General features: G+C 50.2%; 18 protein-coding genes. 6 read left to right on the top strand and 12 right to left on the bottom strand.

Features of this window, described 5'->3' with window-relative positions; translation table 11 throughout:
• The first annotated feature begins 129 nt into the window (after positions 1 to 129).
• Together pyk and C1A10_RS13890 are read left to right on the top strand one after the other, a co-directional pair.
• Entirely contained in the window at positions 130 to 1,878 is a 1,749-nt protein-coding gene (gene pyk / locus C1A10_RS13895; RefSeq protein ID WP_180951145.1) for a pyruvate kinase, read from the top strand.
• 70 nt (positions 1,879 to 1,948) lie between these two features.
• Entirely contained in the window at positions 1,949 to 2,806 is an 858-nt protein-coding gene (locus C1A10_RS13890; RefSeq protein WP_101910822.1) for a class B sortase, read from the top strand.
• 109 nt (positions 2,807 to 2,915) lie between these two features.
• On the opposite strand, the gene C1A10_RS13885 is transcribed toward C1A10_RS13890, so the two are convergent.
• Complete coding sequence (locus C1A10_RS13885; protein WP_101910821.1) at positions 2,916 to 3,116, bottom strand: DUF378 domain-containing protein; 201 nt, start codon at positions 3,114 to 3,116, stop codon at positions 2,916 to 2,918.
• A gap of 3 nt (positions 3,117 to 3,119) precedes the next feature.
• Complete coding sequence (locus C1A10_RS18250) at positions 3,120 to 3,539, bottom strand: hypothetical protein (RefSeq protein WP_145997744.1); 420 nt, start codon at positions 3,537 to 3,539, stop codon at positions 3,120 to 3,122.
• 151 nt (positions 3,540 to 3,690) lie between these two features.
• On the opposite strand from C1A10_RS18250, the gene guaA reads away from it, so the two are divergent.
• The 3 genes from guaA to C1A10_RS13865 all read left to right on the top strand — a co-directional run bounded on the left by guaA (position 3,691) and on the right by C1A10_RS13865 (position 6,767).
• Positions 3,691 to 5,232: a glutamine-hydrolyzing GMP synthase gene (gene guaA, locus C1A10_RS13875; RefSeq protein WP_101910819.1), complete on the top strand. Its 1,542-nt coding sequence runs from the start codon at positions 3,691 to 3,693 to the stop codon at positions 5,230 to 5,232.
• Positions 5,233 to 5,694: 462 nt separating this feature from the next.
• Complete coding sequence (locus C1A10_RS13870) at positions 5,695 to 6,045, top strand: hypothetical protein (protein WP_101910818.1); 351 nt, start codon at positions 5,695 to 5,697, stop codon at positions 6,043 to 6,045.
• Positions 6,042 to 6,767 carry an N-acetylmuramoyl-L-alanine amidase gene (locus C1A10_RS13865; protein WP_101911677.1) on the top strand — a complete coding sequence of 242 codons (726 nt, stop codon included), beginning with the start codon at positions 6,042 to 6,044 and terminating at the stop codon, positions 6,765 to 6,767. Before C1A10_RS13870 ends, C1A10_RS13865 begins: the two co-directional genes overlap by 4 nt.
• A 59-nt stretch (positions 6,768 to 6,826) precedes the next feature.
• On the opposite strand, the gene C1A10_RS13860 is transcribed toward C1A10_RS13865, so the two are convergent.
• The 5 genes from C1A10_RS13860 to C1A10_RS18550 all read right to left on the bottom strand — a co-directional run bounded on the left by C1A10_RS13860 (position 6,827) and on the right by C1A10_RS18550 (position 10,933).
• The gene (locus tag C1A10_RS13860) at positions 6,827 to 7,936 is read right to left on the bottom strand and encodes a GerAB/ArcD/ProY family transporter (protein ID WP_101910817.1); all 1,110 of its coding nucleotides are present in this window, start codon (positions 7,934 to 7,936) and stop codon (positions 6,827 to 6,829) included.
• Between the two features lie 158 nt (positions 7,937 to 8,094).
• Positions 8,095 to 8,976: an MBL fold metallo-hydrolase gene (locus C1A10_RS13850; RefSeq protein WP_101910815.1), complete on the bottom strand. Its 882-nt coding sequence runs from the start codon at positions 8,974 to 8,976 to the stop codon at positions 8,095 to 8,097.
• Positions 8,977 to 9,002: 26 nt separating this feature from the next.
• Entirely contained in the window at positions 9,003 to 9,878 is an 876-nt protein-coding gene (locus C1A10_RS13845) for a CPBP family intramembrane glutamic endopeptidase (protein ID WP_101910814.1), read from the bottom strand.
• Positions 9,879 to 9,924: 46 nt separating this feature from the next.
• Positions 9,925 to 10,413, bottom strand: a complete 489-nt coding sequence (locus C1A10_RS13840) for a pyridoxamine 5'-phosphate oxidase family protein (RefSeq protein WP_101910813.1) — start codon at positions 10,411 to 10,413, stop codon at positions 9,925 to 9,927.
• 370 nt (positions 10,414 to 10,783) lie between these two features.
• Positions 10,784 to 10,933: a hypothetical protein gene (locus tag C1A10_RS18550; protein ID WP_180951144.1), complete on the bottom strand. Its 150-nt coding sequence runs from the start codon at positions 10,931 to 10,933 to the stop codon at positions 10,784 to 10,786.
• A gap of 91 nt (positions 10,934 to 11,024) precedes the next feature.
• Between C1A10_RS18550 and C1A10_RS13835 the strand changes: the two genes are divergently transcribed.
• Positions 11,025 to 11,285: a hypothetical protein gene (locus tag C1A10_RS13835; protein ID WP_101910812.1), complete on the top strand. Its 261-nt coding sequence runs from the start codon at positions 11,025 to 11,027 to the stop codon at positions 11,283 to 11,285.
• 299 nt (positions 11,286 to 11,584) lie between these two features.
• On the opposite strand, the gene C1A10_RS13825 is transcribed toward C1A10_RS13835, so the two are convergent.
• The 5 genes from C1A10_RS13825 to C1A10_RS13805 all read right to left on the bottom strand — a co-directional run bounded on the left by C1A10_RS13825 (position 11,585) and on the right by C1A10_RS13805 (position 17,188).
• A complete protein-coding gene (locus C1A10_RS13825; protein WP_101911676.1) occupies positions 11,585 to 12,256 on the bottom strand; it encodes a sigma-70 family RNA polymerase sigma factor in 672 nt (223 codons plus the stop codon).
• 8 nt (positions 12,257 to 12,264) lie between these two features.
• Entirely contained in the window at positions 12,265 to 12,702 is a 438-nt protein-coding gene (spoIIAB, locus tag C1A10_RS13820; RefSeq protein ID WP_180951143.1) for an anti-sigma F factor, read from the bottom strand.
• Positions 12,699 to 13,055 carry an STAS domain-containing protein gene (locus C1A10_RS13815; protein ID WP_101910810.1) on the bottom strand — a complete coding sequence of 119 codons (357 nt, stop codon included), beginning with the start codon at positions 13,053 to 13,055 and terminating at the stop codon, positions 12,699 to 12,701. Before C1A10_RS13815 ends, spoIIAB begins: the two co-directional genes overlap by 4 nt.
• A gap of 151 nt (positions 13,056 to 13,206) precedes the next feature.
• Positions 13,207 to 14,481 carry a bifunctional folylpolyglutamate synthase/dihydrofolate synthase gene (locus tag C1A10_RS13810; protein WP_101910809.1) on the bottom strand — a complete coding sequence of 425 codons (1,275 nt, stop codon included), beginning with the start codon at positions 14,479 to 14,481 and terminating at the stop codon, positions 13,207 to 13,209.
• A gap of 85 nt (positions 14,482 to 14,566) precedes the next feature.
• Complete coding sequence (locus C1A10_RS13805) at positions 14,567 to 17,188, bottom strand: valine--tRNA ligase (protein ID WP_101910808.1); 2,622 nt, start codon at positions 17,186 to 17,188, stop codon at positions 14,567 to 14,569.
• Between the last annotated feature and the right edge of the window lie 62 nt (positions 17,189 to 17,250).

Raw genomic sequence — 17,250 nt, 5'->3', positions numbered from 1 at the left:
GTATACTTTAAAAAGGTCATTCTTGCCTGTTGACTATATGCTTTGACTACAAGCCCTGTTTTCCGGCTCCGAACTATCCGGCGGTGCCTTTTCAGAAATACAGGGACATGAAAAAGGGGTTTTATCTGTATGAGGAAAACCAAGATTGTCTGCACACTGGGTCCCGCATCCGGCAGTGAGGAAACGATTCGCGAACTGATTCAAGCCGGAATGGATCTGACAAGATTTAACTTCTCGCACGGCACACATGAAAGCCACAAAAAAACGTTTGAAATTGTTGACCGGCTTCGCCGTAAAATGGGTCTCCCGGTCGCTACCCTTCTGGACACCAAAGGGCCTGAAATCCGTCTCTGTACGTTCAAGGACGGCTCCGCGCAGCTGCAAACCGGCCAGCAGTTTATCCTGACCTCGGCTGACTGCGAGGGGGATTCCAACCGCGTCCAAATCAATTTCCCCGGCCTCGTTTCCGATGTGAAAGCTGACGACAGCATTTTGCTGGATGACGGCGCGATCGCGTTGCGCGTTGTGCGCACCGGCAAAACCAATATCGTCTGCGAAGTGCTCAACGACGGCAAGATTTCGGATCGCAAGGGCGTTAATGTGCCGGGCGTTCGCCTGTCCATGCCATATATCAGCGAAAAAGACCGCGCGGACATTATTTTCGGCGTGCAGACCGGCTTTGATTTCATCGCCGCTTCCTTTACACGCTGCGCCAACGATATTCTGGAAATCCGCAAGCTGTTGGAAGAACAGGGAAACCATACGATCCGTATTATCGCAAAAATTGAAAATGCGGAAGGCGTCGCCAATATTGACGAAATTCTGCGCGTATCCGACGGCATTATGGTGGCCCGCGGCGATATGGGCGTTGAAGTTCCGTTTGAAGATGTGCCGGTTCTGCAAAAGCTGCTGATTAAAAAATGCTGTGCGGCCGGCAAAATGGTAATCACCGCCACCCAGATGCTGGAAAGCATGATCCACAAACCCCGCCCCACAAGGGCCGAAACCGCGGACGTCGCAAATGCGATCTATGACGGCACCAGTGCGGTCATGCTCTCAGGCGAAACCGCCGCCGGCGATTACCCGGTGGAAGCTGTGAAAACGATGGCACAGATTGCGGAGCGTACCGAGCGGGATATCAATTATCGCCGCCGTTTTCTGGAACGCTCCGATGACAGCACGCCGGACGTCACCAGCGCCATTTCGCACGCTACCTGTACCACCGCATACGATATCGGCGCATCCGCCATTATAACCGTCACCTGGTCGGGCAGCACCGCCCGGATGATTTCCAAATACCGCCCCGACATTCCCATTATCGCCTGTGCGCATAATGATTCCACCTATTATCAGCTTGCGCTGTCCTGGGGCGTTATCCCGCTGAGAGCAGAGATTAAGGATAATACCGATGATCTGTTTCTTCATGCCGTGCAGCGGGCAAAGGAAGCCGGCTACGTGGAGGACGGCAATATTGTGGTGATCACCGCCGGGGTACCGCTGGGCATCCACGGCACCACCAATCTGTTGAAAGTGCATGTGGTGGGCAATATTCTTGTGACCGGGCAGGGCGTCAACAAAAAGTCCGCCGTGGGCCGGGTCTGCGTGGCTCAGACAGAAGCGGAAGCGCTGAAGAATTTTGAGGACGGCGATATCCTCGTGATTCCCCAGACCTCCAACAACCTGCTTCCGATCCTGAAGAAAGCGTCCGGCATCGTCACCGAAAGCGCCGGTATGAATTCCCATGCCGCCATTGTCGGGATGACACTGGATATTCCTGTGATCGTTGCGGTAGAAAACGCAACGCAGATTCTTAAATCCTCCACCGTGGTGGAAATTGACGCTTCCACCGGAACCGTCAGCAACTGCAAAGCAGAATAACTCTATGGATACAATGCCCTCCGGGCGATGTAGATAAATTTTCAGAGTTTACATTAAAAGGAGCCTGCTTATGAAACATACTCACCTTTTTTCGCGTATGACTGCGTTTATGATGGCACTGGTCATGCTGCTGTCGTTTGCCGCCTGTGGCGATAACGGCACTTCACCGGACGCATCCTCTCAGGCGTCATCCTCCGGGAGTGAGATTCCGGCGTTTATTAACCCCCTTCCTGATGTTGATTTAAATACGATCGCGAAACCGGAACTGCCCAGCGCAGAGATCCTCGAAAAGCTGAACACGGCCTATAACCAGAATAATGACGTAGTCGGCTGGCTGAGGCTGCCCAACACCGAAATAGATAATGAAGTTTTGCAGGGCGCCGATAATAATGTTTACCTGCGCAGTGATATTACAAAAGGTTATAACTGGTACGGATGTTACTATGCGGACTATGAGTGCTTGTTTGGTGACCGAAATTCGATCTCTAAGGACATCATTATCTATGGTCACAGCATGAACGACGACCCCAACAGCACAAAGTTCTCGCAGCTCAAGAAATATCTGGACCCCGAATTTGCGAAGAACAATCCCTATTTTTATCTCTCCACTCCGGAGGATAACCTGGTATACAAGATTTTTTCCGTTATGTATACCGACACCAACCTCGCCTATATCCATCCCAACCTCAAGGGCAACGAGTTTATGAAGCTGGTAACGGAACTGAAAGACCGTTCTCAGTTTGATTTTGACGTCGATGTCAATTCCTCCGACAAGCTCCTCACCCTTTCCACCTGCACCTATATTTACGGAAATCGCGAGGACCAGCGCTTTGTCCTGGTGGGACGTCTGCTGCGTCCCGGCGAAGAAATGGAACCGACCGTAAAACTGGAGAAAAACGCGGACGTGAAGCCGCCTCAGTTTAAATAACTGTTTCAGAACAATGAAGTGGAAAAAATCCGGCAGGGAACAGATTCCCTGCCGGATTCCTTTTGCTTTTGCCCAGACTTCTTTCTTTGTGTACGCGTATGCTTTGTGTTCAGCGATCGCGCGGTTCGGGCCGGAACAGCAAAGAAATGCACCAGATTGCGCCAAGCGCAACCAGCGTGTAAATCACGCGGCTGAGGATACTCCCCTGCCCGCCAAAAAGCCAAGCTACTGCATCGAGCTGAAAAATGCCGATGAGACCCCAATTGAGTCCCCCAATGATGGTAAGAAGCAATGCAATTTTATCAATCAAGACCTATTCCTCCTTGCTTATCGGCTGATACACTTTTAGTATGGGAGAAAATAAACGATTTATGCAACGAATTTTGGGTTGTCTATCCAAAGGAGGGTCCGGAAAAACCGTAATCCCAATGGGGACTGCGTCACATTGGGAGGATGTGAACTGCCATATCCTGTCAATTTCCGTTCTGTTCAGCACTCTCCCTGTTTTGAGCGGTCTGCCATCCAAAAAGATCACTCCTCTGCCGGGTGAAGGCGGCAGCGTGACCGCAAGCGATTCGATCTTTTCCATCCCCAGCTCCTGCTCAATGTCCTGCGCGCTCCATCTGCGAAAACTGCCAGCTTTCATGTTGATCATTTCCTGCGCTGATACCCTTGCCGCACAAAACAATACCAGTCCCATCGCCACCAAAACCGCAAGTGCTTTCTGTTCCATCCGCAAACCCCTCTCCTCAAATTTTTGATTATCTGATTCAGTTAAGTTTAGTATCTCACCGTCCCAGAAAATCATGCTTGTAATTTTTGCACGGATGTGGCAAAATAAAATTGTTTATTTTTTGTATTTTTAAAAAAGGAATGAGAATAAAATGAGTCATCAAACGGTCGTGGTCTTAGATTTCGGAGGCCAGTACAACCAGTTGATTGCGCGCCGCGTTCGCGAATGTTCAGTTTACTGTGAAGTGCTTCCCTATAAAACACCGCTTGCAGAAGTTCTGGCAAAAAAGCCGATCGGCATTATTTTTACCGGCGGCCCGAACAGCGTCTATCTCAACGATTCCCCACATGTTGATCCCGCTATCTTTGAGCAGGGGATTCCGGTGCTTGGCATCTGCTACGGCAGCCAGCTGATGGCACACAATCTGGGGGGCCGGGTTACCGCTGCCGAAGAGGACACCGCACGGGAATACGGCAAAACCAAAACCTATTTTAACACCTCCTGCAAGCTGTTCCAGGGCCTTCCGACAGAAGGTATCACCTGGATGAGCCATGGGGATTACATGGAGAAAGTACCTGACGGGTTCTCGCTTGTAGCTCATTCCGATGCCTGCCCCAACGTGGCCATCTGTGACGAGAGCCGGGGGTTTTACGGCGTCCAGTACCATCCCGAAGTGAACCATACCCAGCACGGCATTGATATGATCCATAACTTTCTTTATCTGGTATGCGGCGCCAGGGGCGACTGGACGATGGGCGACTATGCCCGCAACACGATTGATGCGCTACGCAAAAAAGTGGGGGACGGAAAGGTTCTGCTGGCGCTCTCCGGCGGCGTAGACAGTTCCGTAGCCGCTGCACTGCTTTCCAAGGCGGTCGGGGATCAGCTCACCTGCATCTTCGTTGATCACGGACTGATGCGCAAAAATGAGGGCGACGAAGTGGAAGCGGCTTTCAAAGACCGCTCGCTCAACTTTGTCCGCGTCAACGCAGGCGAACGGTTTCTCGGGAAGCTGGCGGGCATCAGTGAACCGGAGAAAAAGCGCAAAATCATCGGTGAAGAGTTTATCCGCGTATTCGAAGAAGAAGCGAAAAAAATCGGCCAAGTGGATTTTCTTGCCCAAGGTACGATTTACCCTGATATCATTGAGTCCGGCATGGGCGATGCCGCAGTAATCAAAAGCCACCACAATGTGGGCGGTCTTCCGGATTATGTGGATTTTAAAGAAATCGTCGAGCCGCTGCGCCTGCTCTTTAAAGACGAAACCCGCGCATTGGGGCGTGAGCTGGGCCTGCCCGATTACCTTGTAAACCGTCAGCCGTTCCCGGGTCCCGGCCTTGCAATCCGTATCATCGGTGAAATCACCCCCGAAAAGGTGACAACCCTCCAGGATGCCGACTGGATTTTCCGGGAGGAAATTGCAAAGGCCAAGCTCGATCGCGACATCCATCAGTATTTTGCGGTGCTCACCAATATGCGCTCCGTGGGCGTTATGGGTGACGGCAGAACCTATGATTATACATTGGCGCTCCGCGGCGTTACAACCACCGACTTTATGACCGCCGACTGGGCACGTATTCCTTACGAGACGCTCGATTTGATCAGCCGCCGGATTGTCAATGAAGTGCGTGGAATTAACCGCATCGTTTATGATATTACCTCCAAACCGCCCGCAACGATCGAGTGGGAATAAAACTCAGTAATTAATTACGGTTTAGAAATTTGCAGAAAAAATTCATCATTGATGCCAAGCGCGGCTTCCTGCTCCCTATTATCATGGGAACAGGAAGCCGCTTTTTATTTAATATTTTATGAATTTTTTCATAAAAGCGGAAAAAATCGCCCTCAGAGCGGTATAAATGAAGGGAGGACATGTCAAATGATGCAAAGGATGCTGCACAATTACGGCGGTAATTACAGATTTGGCAAAATTGCAGTCAGGTGCGTATATTGATATCAGGGTACAGGCGCACTTGACTCTGTCATCGTCTGTTATCCTGTGGCTGTTGATGAATGGGCTGATTTTCCATTTAAAAAATAACGGAACGGCCGGAGCATCTAAGCCCGGATAGTTTCTAGTCATGCTTCGGTATCTGAAACAGATAGCAGAAAGCAAAGGAGTAATCATTTAAAATCATTGCGAAGGAGTGTCACAATGTCCACTGAGTTATTGATCGAAATCCTGAAAATTATCGGATACGTCCTGTTGGGCGGGCTGTCTTTGTATCTGAAAACCAAAGAAACTTTAAAAGAAAAAGCGGCCGGTGCAATCGCGGAAGCTGAAACGGAATATAAAGATGTGACAAATGCAGGAGGCGCTAAATTTGAATGCGCGGTAGAAAAGCTGTATGCACTGGTACCCGCCGCTTTTAAGCCTGTCATTACCCGTGCTATAATCGGAAATATCATTCAGAGTGTGTTTGACAGCGTGGAAGCCTACGCCAAAACGCAGCTCAATAAGATTGCCGAAAAAATCACGGCAGGAAACGGGGAGCAAGGAGAATGATCACCCAGAAAACGACGCCAAACCAAATGGAACGCAAGGACAAAGATGGCAAAGTGTGGACACCTGATGTAATGGTGTACCACATCGCAGACGGCACCTATACCGGAACCATCAGCTGGGCACAACTAGCCTCCAGCTTTGTTTCCTCTCACTTTGTCATAGCAAAGGACGGACGTATCACCCAGCTTGTACCGCTTCATATGGCGGCCTACACGCAGGGTCTCAACTATAACAGCACAGGGAAAACACCCATGCCGATACAGTCTGCTTCACGGCTGGTAAGAGTGCGTGCGGTTAACCCGAACTGTTATTGTATCAGCATCGAGTTCGAGGGCTTTTACGCCGATTTCTACAGCAATGGCGTTCTCCAATATCAAGGATGCAAAGGGGCAATTACGGAGGAACAAATTACAGCGGCCGTCGAGGTCGAGCAGTATTGCAATGAACAGCTTAAATCCATCTATGGCAAGTCAGCCGGTATACCCGCCGACCGTGAACACCACATGGGCCATTGCGAGATCAATCCGATTAACAGGCCTCACTGTCCGGGAGAACTGTTCCCGTATGATGAAATTCTGAATCGGATTGTTTCCCCTGCCAATACGGAAACAAAAACGATCTATCGGGTACAGACCGGTGCGTTTTCAAATAAAGCAAACGCAGAAAAACTCGCAGCTGAGTTGCAAAATAAAGGATACCAGACAATCATTAAAAGCGAATGATGGGAAATATCAGAAAAAACACCCGCAGATTTGTAATTTGCGGGTGTTTTTTCTGATATTTATGTTGCCTTTGCTTCCTGATTACCCTTGACGGATTTCCGGATAACCGCGACAAACAGCGTAACAGCCGGCAGGATAACTTCAAAGAAACCGGAATAGTACGCGGCAATGTTGCTTCCCCAGTATGCCTGATCCGCAGCGGACGGAAACGCATTGCTGGCAAATCCAATTGATAAGGCCGCAATGACTGTTACTAAAACTTTATAGGATTTTAGGCGGAACAACTGGGAAATGGATTTTACAGTCGCATACAGCAAAACAGTGACTTTAAAATAGACTAAAATAATCAGTATAAATATAAATAATACTTCAGATTTAATAACCATCTGCTCAACGCTTATTAGCCTGATTGCTTCAAAAGTTGGAAGTGCCAGATAAGAATTCAATCCTCCCAAAACGGCTGTGTCTCTTACAATCACAGCCAAAACCGTTAAGGCTCCAAAGGAAAGCCCTGCGTATACAGGCTTTCTGAGGCTGGTTGGGTGATCAACATAAGGGAACAGCATCATAAAGCATATGACTTCGCTGAAAGGAAGAATCGTCATGATATGGGTTGCCTGAATATATTTTCTGGCGGGAAAAGAAAACATAGGCAGAAAATTATATTTTTGCATCCGGTCTAAAAGCAGTAAGGTGTTAATTGCAATGAAAAACACTATGGCAACTGCAAAAAGTGCACTGTATCTGGTCATTGTCTCTATCCCTTTTCTAACAGCCCAGACAGAAACAAAAATGATCATAATCAATACCGAAATCACTGGAGTTTCGGGCAAGACATAATTGACGACAAAAGCTCCGGCATTATTGGCGTTTAAAAATACAAGGGAAAAGAAAAACCAGATATACAGGATTGAGAATATCTTTCCTAATATGGGGCCTAAAACGCAGTCATTAATTTCAATCAGGCTTTTTTTCGGATATAGCTCTGAAAGTTTTAAATAGATATATATAATTGGTAAGCTGACAAGGTAGCCTGAAATAACGCACATCCAAGTATCCTGTTTTAAAACAGATGCAGTAAAGCCCGTAAAGGAAGCAGTCGACTGGATAAAACAAGCGACGGAAAACATGAGCATCTTAGTTGATATCTGTTCTTTTGAGCTGTTCATGCAAGCTTAGCCCCTTCTCGCATAGTGAATAGCACCCGATTGCTGCGCCGCGTTTATATAAAAGGGTATCCATATCTTTGTATACTGTTCCCAACTTTTGAAAAAATATCCCAATCATAAAAATACCGCCGAAGGAATCTCCCATCGGCGGTTGCAGATTATAAGTGTTTTTTCCATAGCATTTTTCCATTTTCAAATATAAAGTCCAGCTTCTCATGATCTTTCAGCCATGAAAGATAAGAGCGAACGGTACTTCCAACAAGCACATACTGTTCAAAATTCAGGGCAAGCCCAAACTCGTTAAACAGCTTTTGCAGCACATGCTCAAATATTTGCGGCTCTTCGCATATATGGACGATCCTGTCCGCAATCTCATAGACCTTATCTATATTGAATTGAGCCAGCATTGTTATATTTTCCGTGGCTTGAGCGTGAGCGGGAACAAATAGCTTAGCAGTCATCTGCTTCACTTTTTCCAGTGTGGCAATATAAGCGGCGACATCATAAATAAAGCCAATTTGGTACTTATTTAAGGTTTCTTCGCTGGATAAGCAGTCTGCAAGAAAAACGACGTTATCGGCGGTCCGGAACCCTGCCATGTCAAAAAAGTGGCCGGGAAGCTGAATCATTGTCATCCCTTCAGGCAAATCCGTATCATAGAGGCAGTGAACCGTGCTTTCTTGCGCTAATAAAAATTTATGCCGTAAATCTTTGGGTGGATAGCCTCCATAAAGAAAAGACGGCTCCAAAATTGGATGGTTTGTAAAATCCGCTTCTATTCCAGGCGCAAAAATCTTGCAGCCACTTTGGCTTTGCAGGTATTTGTTGCCTCCTATATGATCTGCATTAGAATGTGTATTGTAAATGGCCTTCAGTTTCCAATCATTTTGGTCGAGGATTTGCCGTACCTTTCTTCCGGCATCCTTGTCACCCCCGGAATCAATCAGACAAACAGTTGCAGCGTCTAATTTTACGATTCCGATTTTCGCCGGACAATTGATATAATAACTGTTTCCCGCGGCCTGAATCAGTTCATACATGTTTTATTACTCCTACTGCATGTTCTTTACATTTGCGTCAGGTTCTTCGATTTTTTTCCTAACTTGCCGAGATTCCCGCTCCTATTATGGTAGACAAAAAAGACGATCAGGAACGATATCGCCTGTGCGATCGAAATGCGCAATATTTGTAATTCATCCGCACCTGAGGCTGTTGCAACATGCAAAATATTAATGATCGTATTATTAAAAAAGTGGTCGGCCATAGGCATCCAAAGAGAACCGGAAATTTTGGCCAGCAAGCAGAACTTCACCCCGGTGATCCCTGTCGTCAGAACCAGCATAAGCGCATACATCATGGCCCCGGCCGCGCTCATTTCCCCGTCCAGCAGGCTGCGCAGAGGCGCCGCAATATGCCAGATACCAAAGAGCAGGGAAGAAAAGGCGGCTGATTTGAGAAATGAATACTTTGTTGTCGCAAGCTTGATGAATAAGCCGCGGAAGATGCCCTCTTCCATAACCACATTGATCAGATTTCCAATGATGCAAAAAGCAAAAAACAGCAGTTCAGTTTGCCTGCCCCGATTGCCATCAATTGCATAACTGGTTACATAGACCTGAAAGGAAGGATCGTTACCTCCTGACCATTGCAGCAAAAATTCAATGCCATAGGCCGCAAAGAACACAGCCGCCCCAAGCAGGAACCCATAAAGCGCATATTTCCCCGCTGAATCGCCTGCAAAGCCAATTTCCCGCCACTTAAGGGAAAGATGCCGCACTGCAAGCCCAAGCACAAGGATGCCTGCCAGCTTATGAAGAAACGCCTCTCCAAAAATGCTTTGATCGGTACGGATAACCATATATTCAATTGTCCGAAATGCAAAGCATACGAGATAAACAGTAATGATGAATCTCACAGGATGCTGCGACTGGTTTTCTCTCATAATAAACCCCTTAACCTGTTTGGATTTATTGAAATCAATTTTTCTTCTAAGCCTTGCTTTTCATAAGATCCCGGGAACTTTTCCCGGAGGTATATTCGATATCGATCCTCACGATGTTCACGGCGTTCCACGCCATTTTAATCTCTTCCGAGCCTTCCTTCTCGTATCCGGGGGAATATTTCTCCACGAGAAGTTCCAGCACGCGCCGCTTTTCTTCCTCATCCTGCAAAATGCCGGCTTTTCCGAATACAATCACACTTTGAAACGAAGTCGAAAACTTCTCCGGAATTACCCGGTCCTTTGCGATCACGCAAAACGACACCCTGCTGTCTTTCTGGATACTGTCCAGCTTATGGCCGCTTTTCGCACAATGGAAATAGAGTTTGTTGTCGCAAAATACATAGTTGAGCGGGACAGTATAAGGATAGCCGTCATCTCCGTTGACCCCTAAAACGCCTGTTTCCCCTGACATCAGGATTTCTGTTGCTTCTTCATTGGACAACTGCTGATTTTTTCTTCGCATTTCCCGAAACATACTTTTTCCTCTTTCTCTGGCCGTTTTCTTAATATTTTAACACACAATTCAAAAAGAGCAAACCAAATCCCATTTTTTTCTTTTTCTGTTCCCATCTTTTTATACTTATAAACGCCGGATAGTTGCGCAAATTAATAGCGACATCACTGAGGAAGGAGATGTCTTGATATGGATAGTGATTAGATGTGCCAATATTATTTTGCGTACACTAAAAATTGTTCATCAGGATTGCCTCATAGATTCTATGGTGTCTGAAAAAGGGCACCGGCTAGGCTTTAATCTTTGCTTAGCCGGTGCTTTTTGATGAACTGTTGATTTCTCACCGCCGAACGGATATAATGGTTTTGTAAAAATAACCGGACTTCGGATGCTATTGTGCCTTCAGATTTTCCGCACACTGCTTGAGTTCCCCAAGCGTAGAAATTTCCACGCCGGACTCCAAAATCCGGTTTTTCACTTCAATTGGCAAAGACTCAAAGTATCCCCTTAATTCGGGATTGTTTTCATAAAATGTGCTCATTTTATCACCTCAGTCATTAGTATTTTCATTTATGCGTTCGTTATTTAGAAATATAAGAAAGCGGCGGCACAGATTCTCGGAGGAGAAAAAGATGGATCACTTTATCGATTGGTTTGACAAGAACAGCGGCTATACGCTGCAACGTCCCCGCGGCGGACTTTTAAACGACTGCTGCAAAACAAACCTTCATCCTGATAACAGGCAGATTTTCCTGCCTGGCAAAGAAGAGCCGCTCCCGCTGTTCCGCTGCGGCGTGTGCGGCAGTTATTACGCGCAATCCCCGCACGGTTTTTTCGTCATCGGCAATTTGCTGAAATACAAGGTGGAGGCAATTCCCCCTCAAAAAAAATAACAGCCCAAAAGGGCGCGTCCGCAGGATAGCGGACGCGCCCTTTTTTGCGTTTCAGCGGCGCTCTTTGAAAACGGGCGGCCTTGGGGCTTCCCTCCCCTGTCGCCGCCGGGTTCCCTGCCGCATACGATACTTATGGAGCCACCAACGAGCGGCGGCAGTATGAGGGTGGCAGACTGCCCATGAATAGCCCGCTTATGATGACCTGCCGCATCAGATATGGAAAGGGCACCGTGCACCGGCCGGTTTGGCGGTTCCCTTTCCAGCAATACATCCACCTTTGCCCTCACTGCCGGCTGCTCTCAGCCCGACAGCTCCCTGCGCATTGCCGACAGGATCTTTTTCTCCCTGCGGGAGACCTGCACCTGTGTCATACCAAGTTCCTGTGCCGTCTGCGTTTGGGTTTTGCCGGAAAAATAACGAAGGATAATCAGTTTCCTGTCATGGGGCTCCAAGCTCCCAACCACCTGTTTCAGGGAAATGATATCTGAAAGCAGTTCCTCGGGTGAAGCCATGGGTACATCTGTCTGGCCGCCGCCGTCTTCCTCACTTTCCGTGAGCGAAAGCGGCGGCGATGCCGCGCATAGGGCTTCCACAACCTGTTCTTCCGAGAGGTCCATCGACCCGGCAAGCTCGCTCACCGTAGGCTCCCGTCCGATTTCATTCGCAAGGCGCTCCCGTTCGCGGCCAAGCTTAATCGAAAGCTCCTTCAGAGAGCGTGAAACTTTGACCGCGCCTCCGTCACGGAACAGGCGGCGCATTTCGCCCAGAATCACCGGAACCGCATAGGTGGAAAACCGCACGCCGCGGTTCTCATCAAACGCATCCGCGGCCTTGCAAAGCCCCATACAGCCCGCTTGAAACAGGTCGTCGTATTCAATTCCCCTGCCTTTAAATCTGTGGGCGCAGGAGTGCACCAATCCAATGTTATTGGAAATCGTCTGTTCCCGTTTGTCCGCTGCGCAGTCTATCATGCCCGTGCTCATGCCTCCTTGCAGCGAATGCTCCTTTCCAGTACCACCGTCGTCCCCTTTCCCTCTTTTGAGGTGACCTTCACCTTATCCATCAGGCTTTGCATCACAGCAAAGCCCAGCCCCGCGCGCTCCTCCTCAGGGGCAGAGGTATACATTGGTTCCATGGCTTTGGGGATATCGGGGATGCCGCAGCCTTTGTCGCGGATCTTGATCACGACGTGGCTGTCTGGCAGGATATTCGCGGTTATGTAAACGACGCCCAGCTTATGCCGGTAGGCATGAACGATGCAGTTGGTCACCGCTTCGCTGACCGCGGTCTTAATGTCGGATATTTCTTCAATCGTCGGGTCCAGCTGAGCAACAAAAGCCGCCACGGCCGTACGCGAGAACGACTCGTTTACGGAACGCCCCTCAAATTGCAGTTTCATGGAATTGATTGCCTTCATTGTTTGTTTCCTCCGTTTTCCACAGGTTTTAAGGGGTGCCGTTCAGGCCTGTCCATAATTGCAAGGCGGTCCAGCCCCGCCAGAATCATCACTTTTTTCAGATGGCTGGCGATATTGATCAGGTATAAATCGCCGCCGATCTCTTTCATCAGCTTATAGCGCCCCATCACCAGGCCGATACCCGAAGAATCCATAAAACTCACATCTCTGAAATCCAGTTCCAGCTCGCGCACCTGCCCCTTGACCACCGCGTCATCAATCGTCTCGCGCAGTTCTTTCGCATTATGATGGTCGATGTCGCCGATGATGTGCGCAATCATCATTTCGTCCGCCAGGTCGATTTGCACAGCCATGTTTTTCCTGTCTCCTTTATGTGAATTGTCCTTGCCCCATTCAGCGGGACAAGCCCTGCCGCGCGATTCTTCCGCGGCATAGCTGCCCGGACAGCAAAAAAGCCCTATCCAAAGGATAGAGCTTTTTGTATAAAAAGGTTGTCGAACCGCGTCAGTCGGCGTTTAAAATCACCTTTCGCATCTGTCCGGCAAGATAAAGCGATCCGCAGACCACCACCGCGCCGTTTTCCGACGCCGCTACCGCCGAAGCGAGTTCCCATGCTTCCTGCGCCGAGTGCGCGGCGGAAGCGGTCAGCCCCAGCGCGTCCGCGCGTGCCGCCAACTCGTGCCCGTCCAAAGCCCTCGGATTATCCGGCGTTACACAGATGAGCCTGCGGAAATGGGGCGCCAGCGCTTTCAGCGCGGCTGTGCTGTCTTTGTCGGCCAGCACGCCCATCACCGCTGTCACCGGCCTGTCTCCCAGCAGGGGAAGGCTCTGCGCAAGCGCCTTCGCGCCGTGAGGGTTATGCGCGCCGTCCAGAATTGTCAGCGGGTTTCGGCACAGAATTTCCATCCGTGCGGGGAAGTGCACCTTCGAGAGGCCTTCCCTGACCGCCTGCATGGAAAGCGTCTGCCCGCCGCAGCGCTGCACCGCCAGTTCAGCGGCCTTTAAAGCAGTCAGCGCGTTGGCAATCTGATACCTGCCCAAAAGCGGAAGATGCATCTCGACATCCCTGTAAAGAAACCGCGCGCCGTCCAGACTCAGTCTCACATCTCCCGCCGCATTGATCGTCAGCTGTGCGAGGGTGCAGCCCTTTTGTGCGCACTGCTCCAGAATCACCGCCAGCGCGTCCGTGTCCTGCTCCGGGCTGGTCACCACCGGGGCACCGGGCTTGATAATCCCGCACTTTTCAAAGGCGATCTGTTCAATCGTGTCGCCGAGAATGTCCGTATGATCGAGGCCGATCGGCGTAATGACCGAAACAATGGGATTCCGGATAATATTGGTCGCGTCGAACCGGCCTCCCAGCCCGACTTCCGCCACCACAACATCGCAGTTCCTGCGGTAGAAATAATCATAAGCCGCCGCGGTGATCAGCTCAAATTCGGTCAATTCCTCCACCTGATCGGCAAACGGCTGCAGCAGCGTGATTTCTTTCGCGAGGTCCTCATGGGAAATAAATTCCCCGTCAATCTGAATCCGTTCACAGAAATCCACAACAAACGGCGAGATCGTCAGCCCTGTCCGGTAACCGGCCGCACGCAGCAAAGCGGCAGTCATCGCGGCTGTCGAGCCTTTCCCGTTTGTGCCCGCCACATGTACCACCCGCAGCTTTTCCTGCGGGTCGCCCAGCAGCCGCATCATCTTTCCGATCTGCTCAAGGCCCGGCCTGCTGCCGAACCGGGCGCGGGCATGGATATAATCCAGCGCTTCTTTATATTGCAATTCAATCACTCCTATTCTCGAATAAAAGATAAAAGCCAAAACCGGGAACGCCGTCTCACAGCGTTCCCGATTCATACGTTTCCAGTCAGCCCAGCGCCGCTATGGATTCTTCAATTTTCGCAAGCCGCTCCCGATGCTTCGCAAGCTTCTCTCGCTCCGCCTCGACAACCGCCGCCGGCGCTTTTGAAACAAAGTTTTCATTGGATAGTTTGCCCGAAAGCATCGCAATATCCTTCTCCGCCGCCGCTTTTTCCCTGTTCAGGCGCGCCAGTTCCTTTTCGTAGTCGATCAGGTCACCCATCGGAATAAAGATTCTGGCGGCGTCGGTGATAACCTGTACAGCGCCTTCCATGGAGAAGCTGTCGCCGATTTCAACATGGGAAGCAGAGGCCAGCCGCTCAAAGAACGGTTTTCCCGCCTCAAACACCGCCTGCTCCGTGGTTGCGATGGAAACATGCGCTTTGCGGGAAGGCGGCACGTTCATTTCGCCGCGGCGGTTGCGGATGGCTTTGATGGCATCCATAATCTTCTCAAAGTCCGCCTCGTCCTGCGCAAAGTTCAGCCGCTCGTCATAAGCCGGGAACTTCGAGACCATAATACTTTCCCCGTCATGCGGAAGCGCCTGCCAGATCTCCTCGGTGATAAACGGCATAAACGGGTGCAGCAGTTTGAGCGTGCTGCTCATGACATAAACCAGCACCTTCTGCGCCGCCAGAGAGGTCTCTCCTCCCGCGTTCAGACGCGCCTTGCACAGCTCGATATACCAGTCGCAGAGCACGTCCCAGATAAAGTCATACAGCTTCTGGACAGCGATGCCCAGTTCAAATTTTTCAAGATTATCGTTGACTTCTTTGGCCAGAGTATTAAATTTGCTCAGCACCCAACGATCTTCCATCATCACCGTTTCCGGCAGTTCAACCGAATCCGCCTCGTCGGACAGGTTCATCATGATAAAGCGCGCGGCGTTCCACAGTTTATTGCAGAAGTTCCGGGATGCGCGCACCTTGTCGTCCGAGAAGCGCATGTCGTTGCCCGGGCTGTTGCCGGTCGCCAGCGTAAAGCGCAGCGCGTCCGCACCGAATTCGTCAATCATCACCAGCGGGTCAATGCCGTTGCCGAGAGATTTGGACATCTTGCGTCCCTGCGCGTCGCGTACAAGGCCGTGGATGAGCACCGTATCAAACGGAACTTCCCCCATATGCTCGATGCCGGAGAAAATCATGCGGGCAACCCAGAAAAAGATAATGTCATAGCCGGTGACCAGCGTATTGGTCGGATAGAAGTGTTTCAGCTCGGCGGTTTCATCCGGCCATCCGAGCGTGGAGAACGGCCACAGGGCCGAAGAGAACCAGGTATCCAGCGTATCCGGGTCCTGATCCAGATGCCTCCCGTGGCACTTCGGGCATTCGGTGGGATCCTCCATCGACACAATCAGTTCCCCGCAGTCATGGCAGTACCATGCCGGAATCCGATGGCCCCACCAAAGCTGACGGGAAATGCACCAGTCCTTGATGTTTTCCATCCAGTGATAATAAATCTTGTCAAACCGCTCGGGAACAAACTTCGTTTCCCCTGTTCTGACCGCTTTGACAGCAGGTTTCGCAAGCGGCTCCATCTTCACAAACCACTGTTTGGAAACGCGTGGCTCCACAATTGTGCTGCAGCGGTAGCATCCGCCCACATTATGCTTATAGGGCTCCACATTTTTCAGGAAGCCGCCTTTTTCCAGACCCGCCACAATTGCTTTGCGGCATTCTTCGCGGGTCATACCCTGGTAACTGCCACCGTTTTCGTTGATCGTAGCGTCCTCGTTGAACACGTTGATGACCGGCAGGTCATGGCGCAGACCGACCTCGAAGTCATTCGGGTCGTGCGCGGGCGTGATCTTCACAACGCCGGTGCCGAAATCCATTTCGACATAGGTGTCCGCCACAATCGGGATTTCCCGCCCGACCAGCGGCAGAAGAACTTTTTTGCCGATCAGGTGCCGGTAACGCTCATCGTCGGGGTGAACCGCGACAGCGGTATCGCCCAGCAGCGTTTCGGGACGGGTTGTCGCAATTTCGAGCATCTCGTCCGTACCGACAATCGGGTAATTGATGTGCCAGAAGAAGCCGTCCTTCTCCTCATATTCCACCTCCGCCTCGGAGATGGAAGTTTTGCAGTGGGGGCACCAGTTGATGATGCGTTCCCCGCGGTAGATCAGCCCTTTTTCATAAAGGTTGACGAAGACCTTGCGGACCGCTTTGGAACATCCCTCGTCCAGCGTAAAACGCTCGCGGTCCCAGTCGCAGGAGGAGCCGAGCTTTTTCAGCTGCTCAATAATGCGCCCGCCATAGGTCTTTTTCCACTCCCAGGCGCGCTCAAGAAATTTTTCGCGGCCGATCTGCTCCTTGGTCAGCCCTTCCTTGCGCATTGCCTCCACGATTTTGGCTTCCGTTGCTATGGAAGCATGGTCGGTACCGGGGAGCCAGAGCGTATTACGGCCCTGCATCCTGCGCCATCTGATTAAAATATCCTGAAGTGTCTCATCCAGCGCGTGCCCCATATGAAGCTGCCCGGTGATGTTGGGCGGCGGAATGACTATTGTATACGGCTCTTTTTCCGGGTCAACCTCTGCATGAAAATAATGCCCGTCCAGCCAGAATTGATAGGTTCTATCTTCGACCTGTTTCGGGTCATAGACCTTATCCAGTTCCTTGCGCATTTTATTTCCCCCAATATGTGAAATTTGCTTACTTACAATCCTTTGTATTATAGCTTTTTTTC

Source organism: Marasmitruncus massiliensis, from assembly GCF_900186535.1.
GTDB lineage: Bacteria > Bacillota > Clostridia > Oscillospirales > Ruminococcaceae > Anaerotruncus > Anaerotruncus massiliensis_A.
Note: the sequence above shows the minus strand (reverse complement) of the source record. Positions and strands in the feature narration are given on the sequence as shown.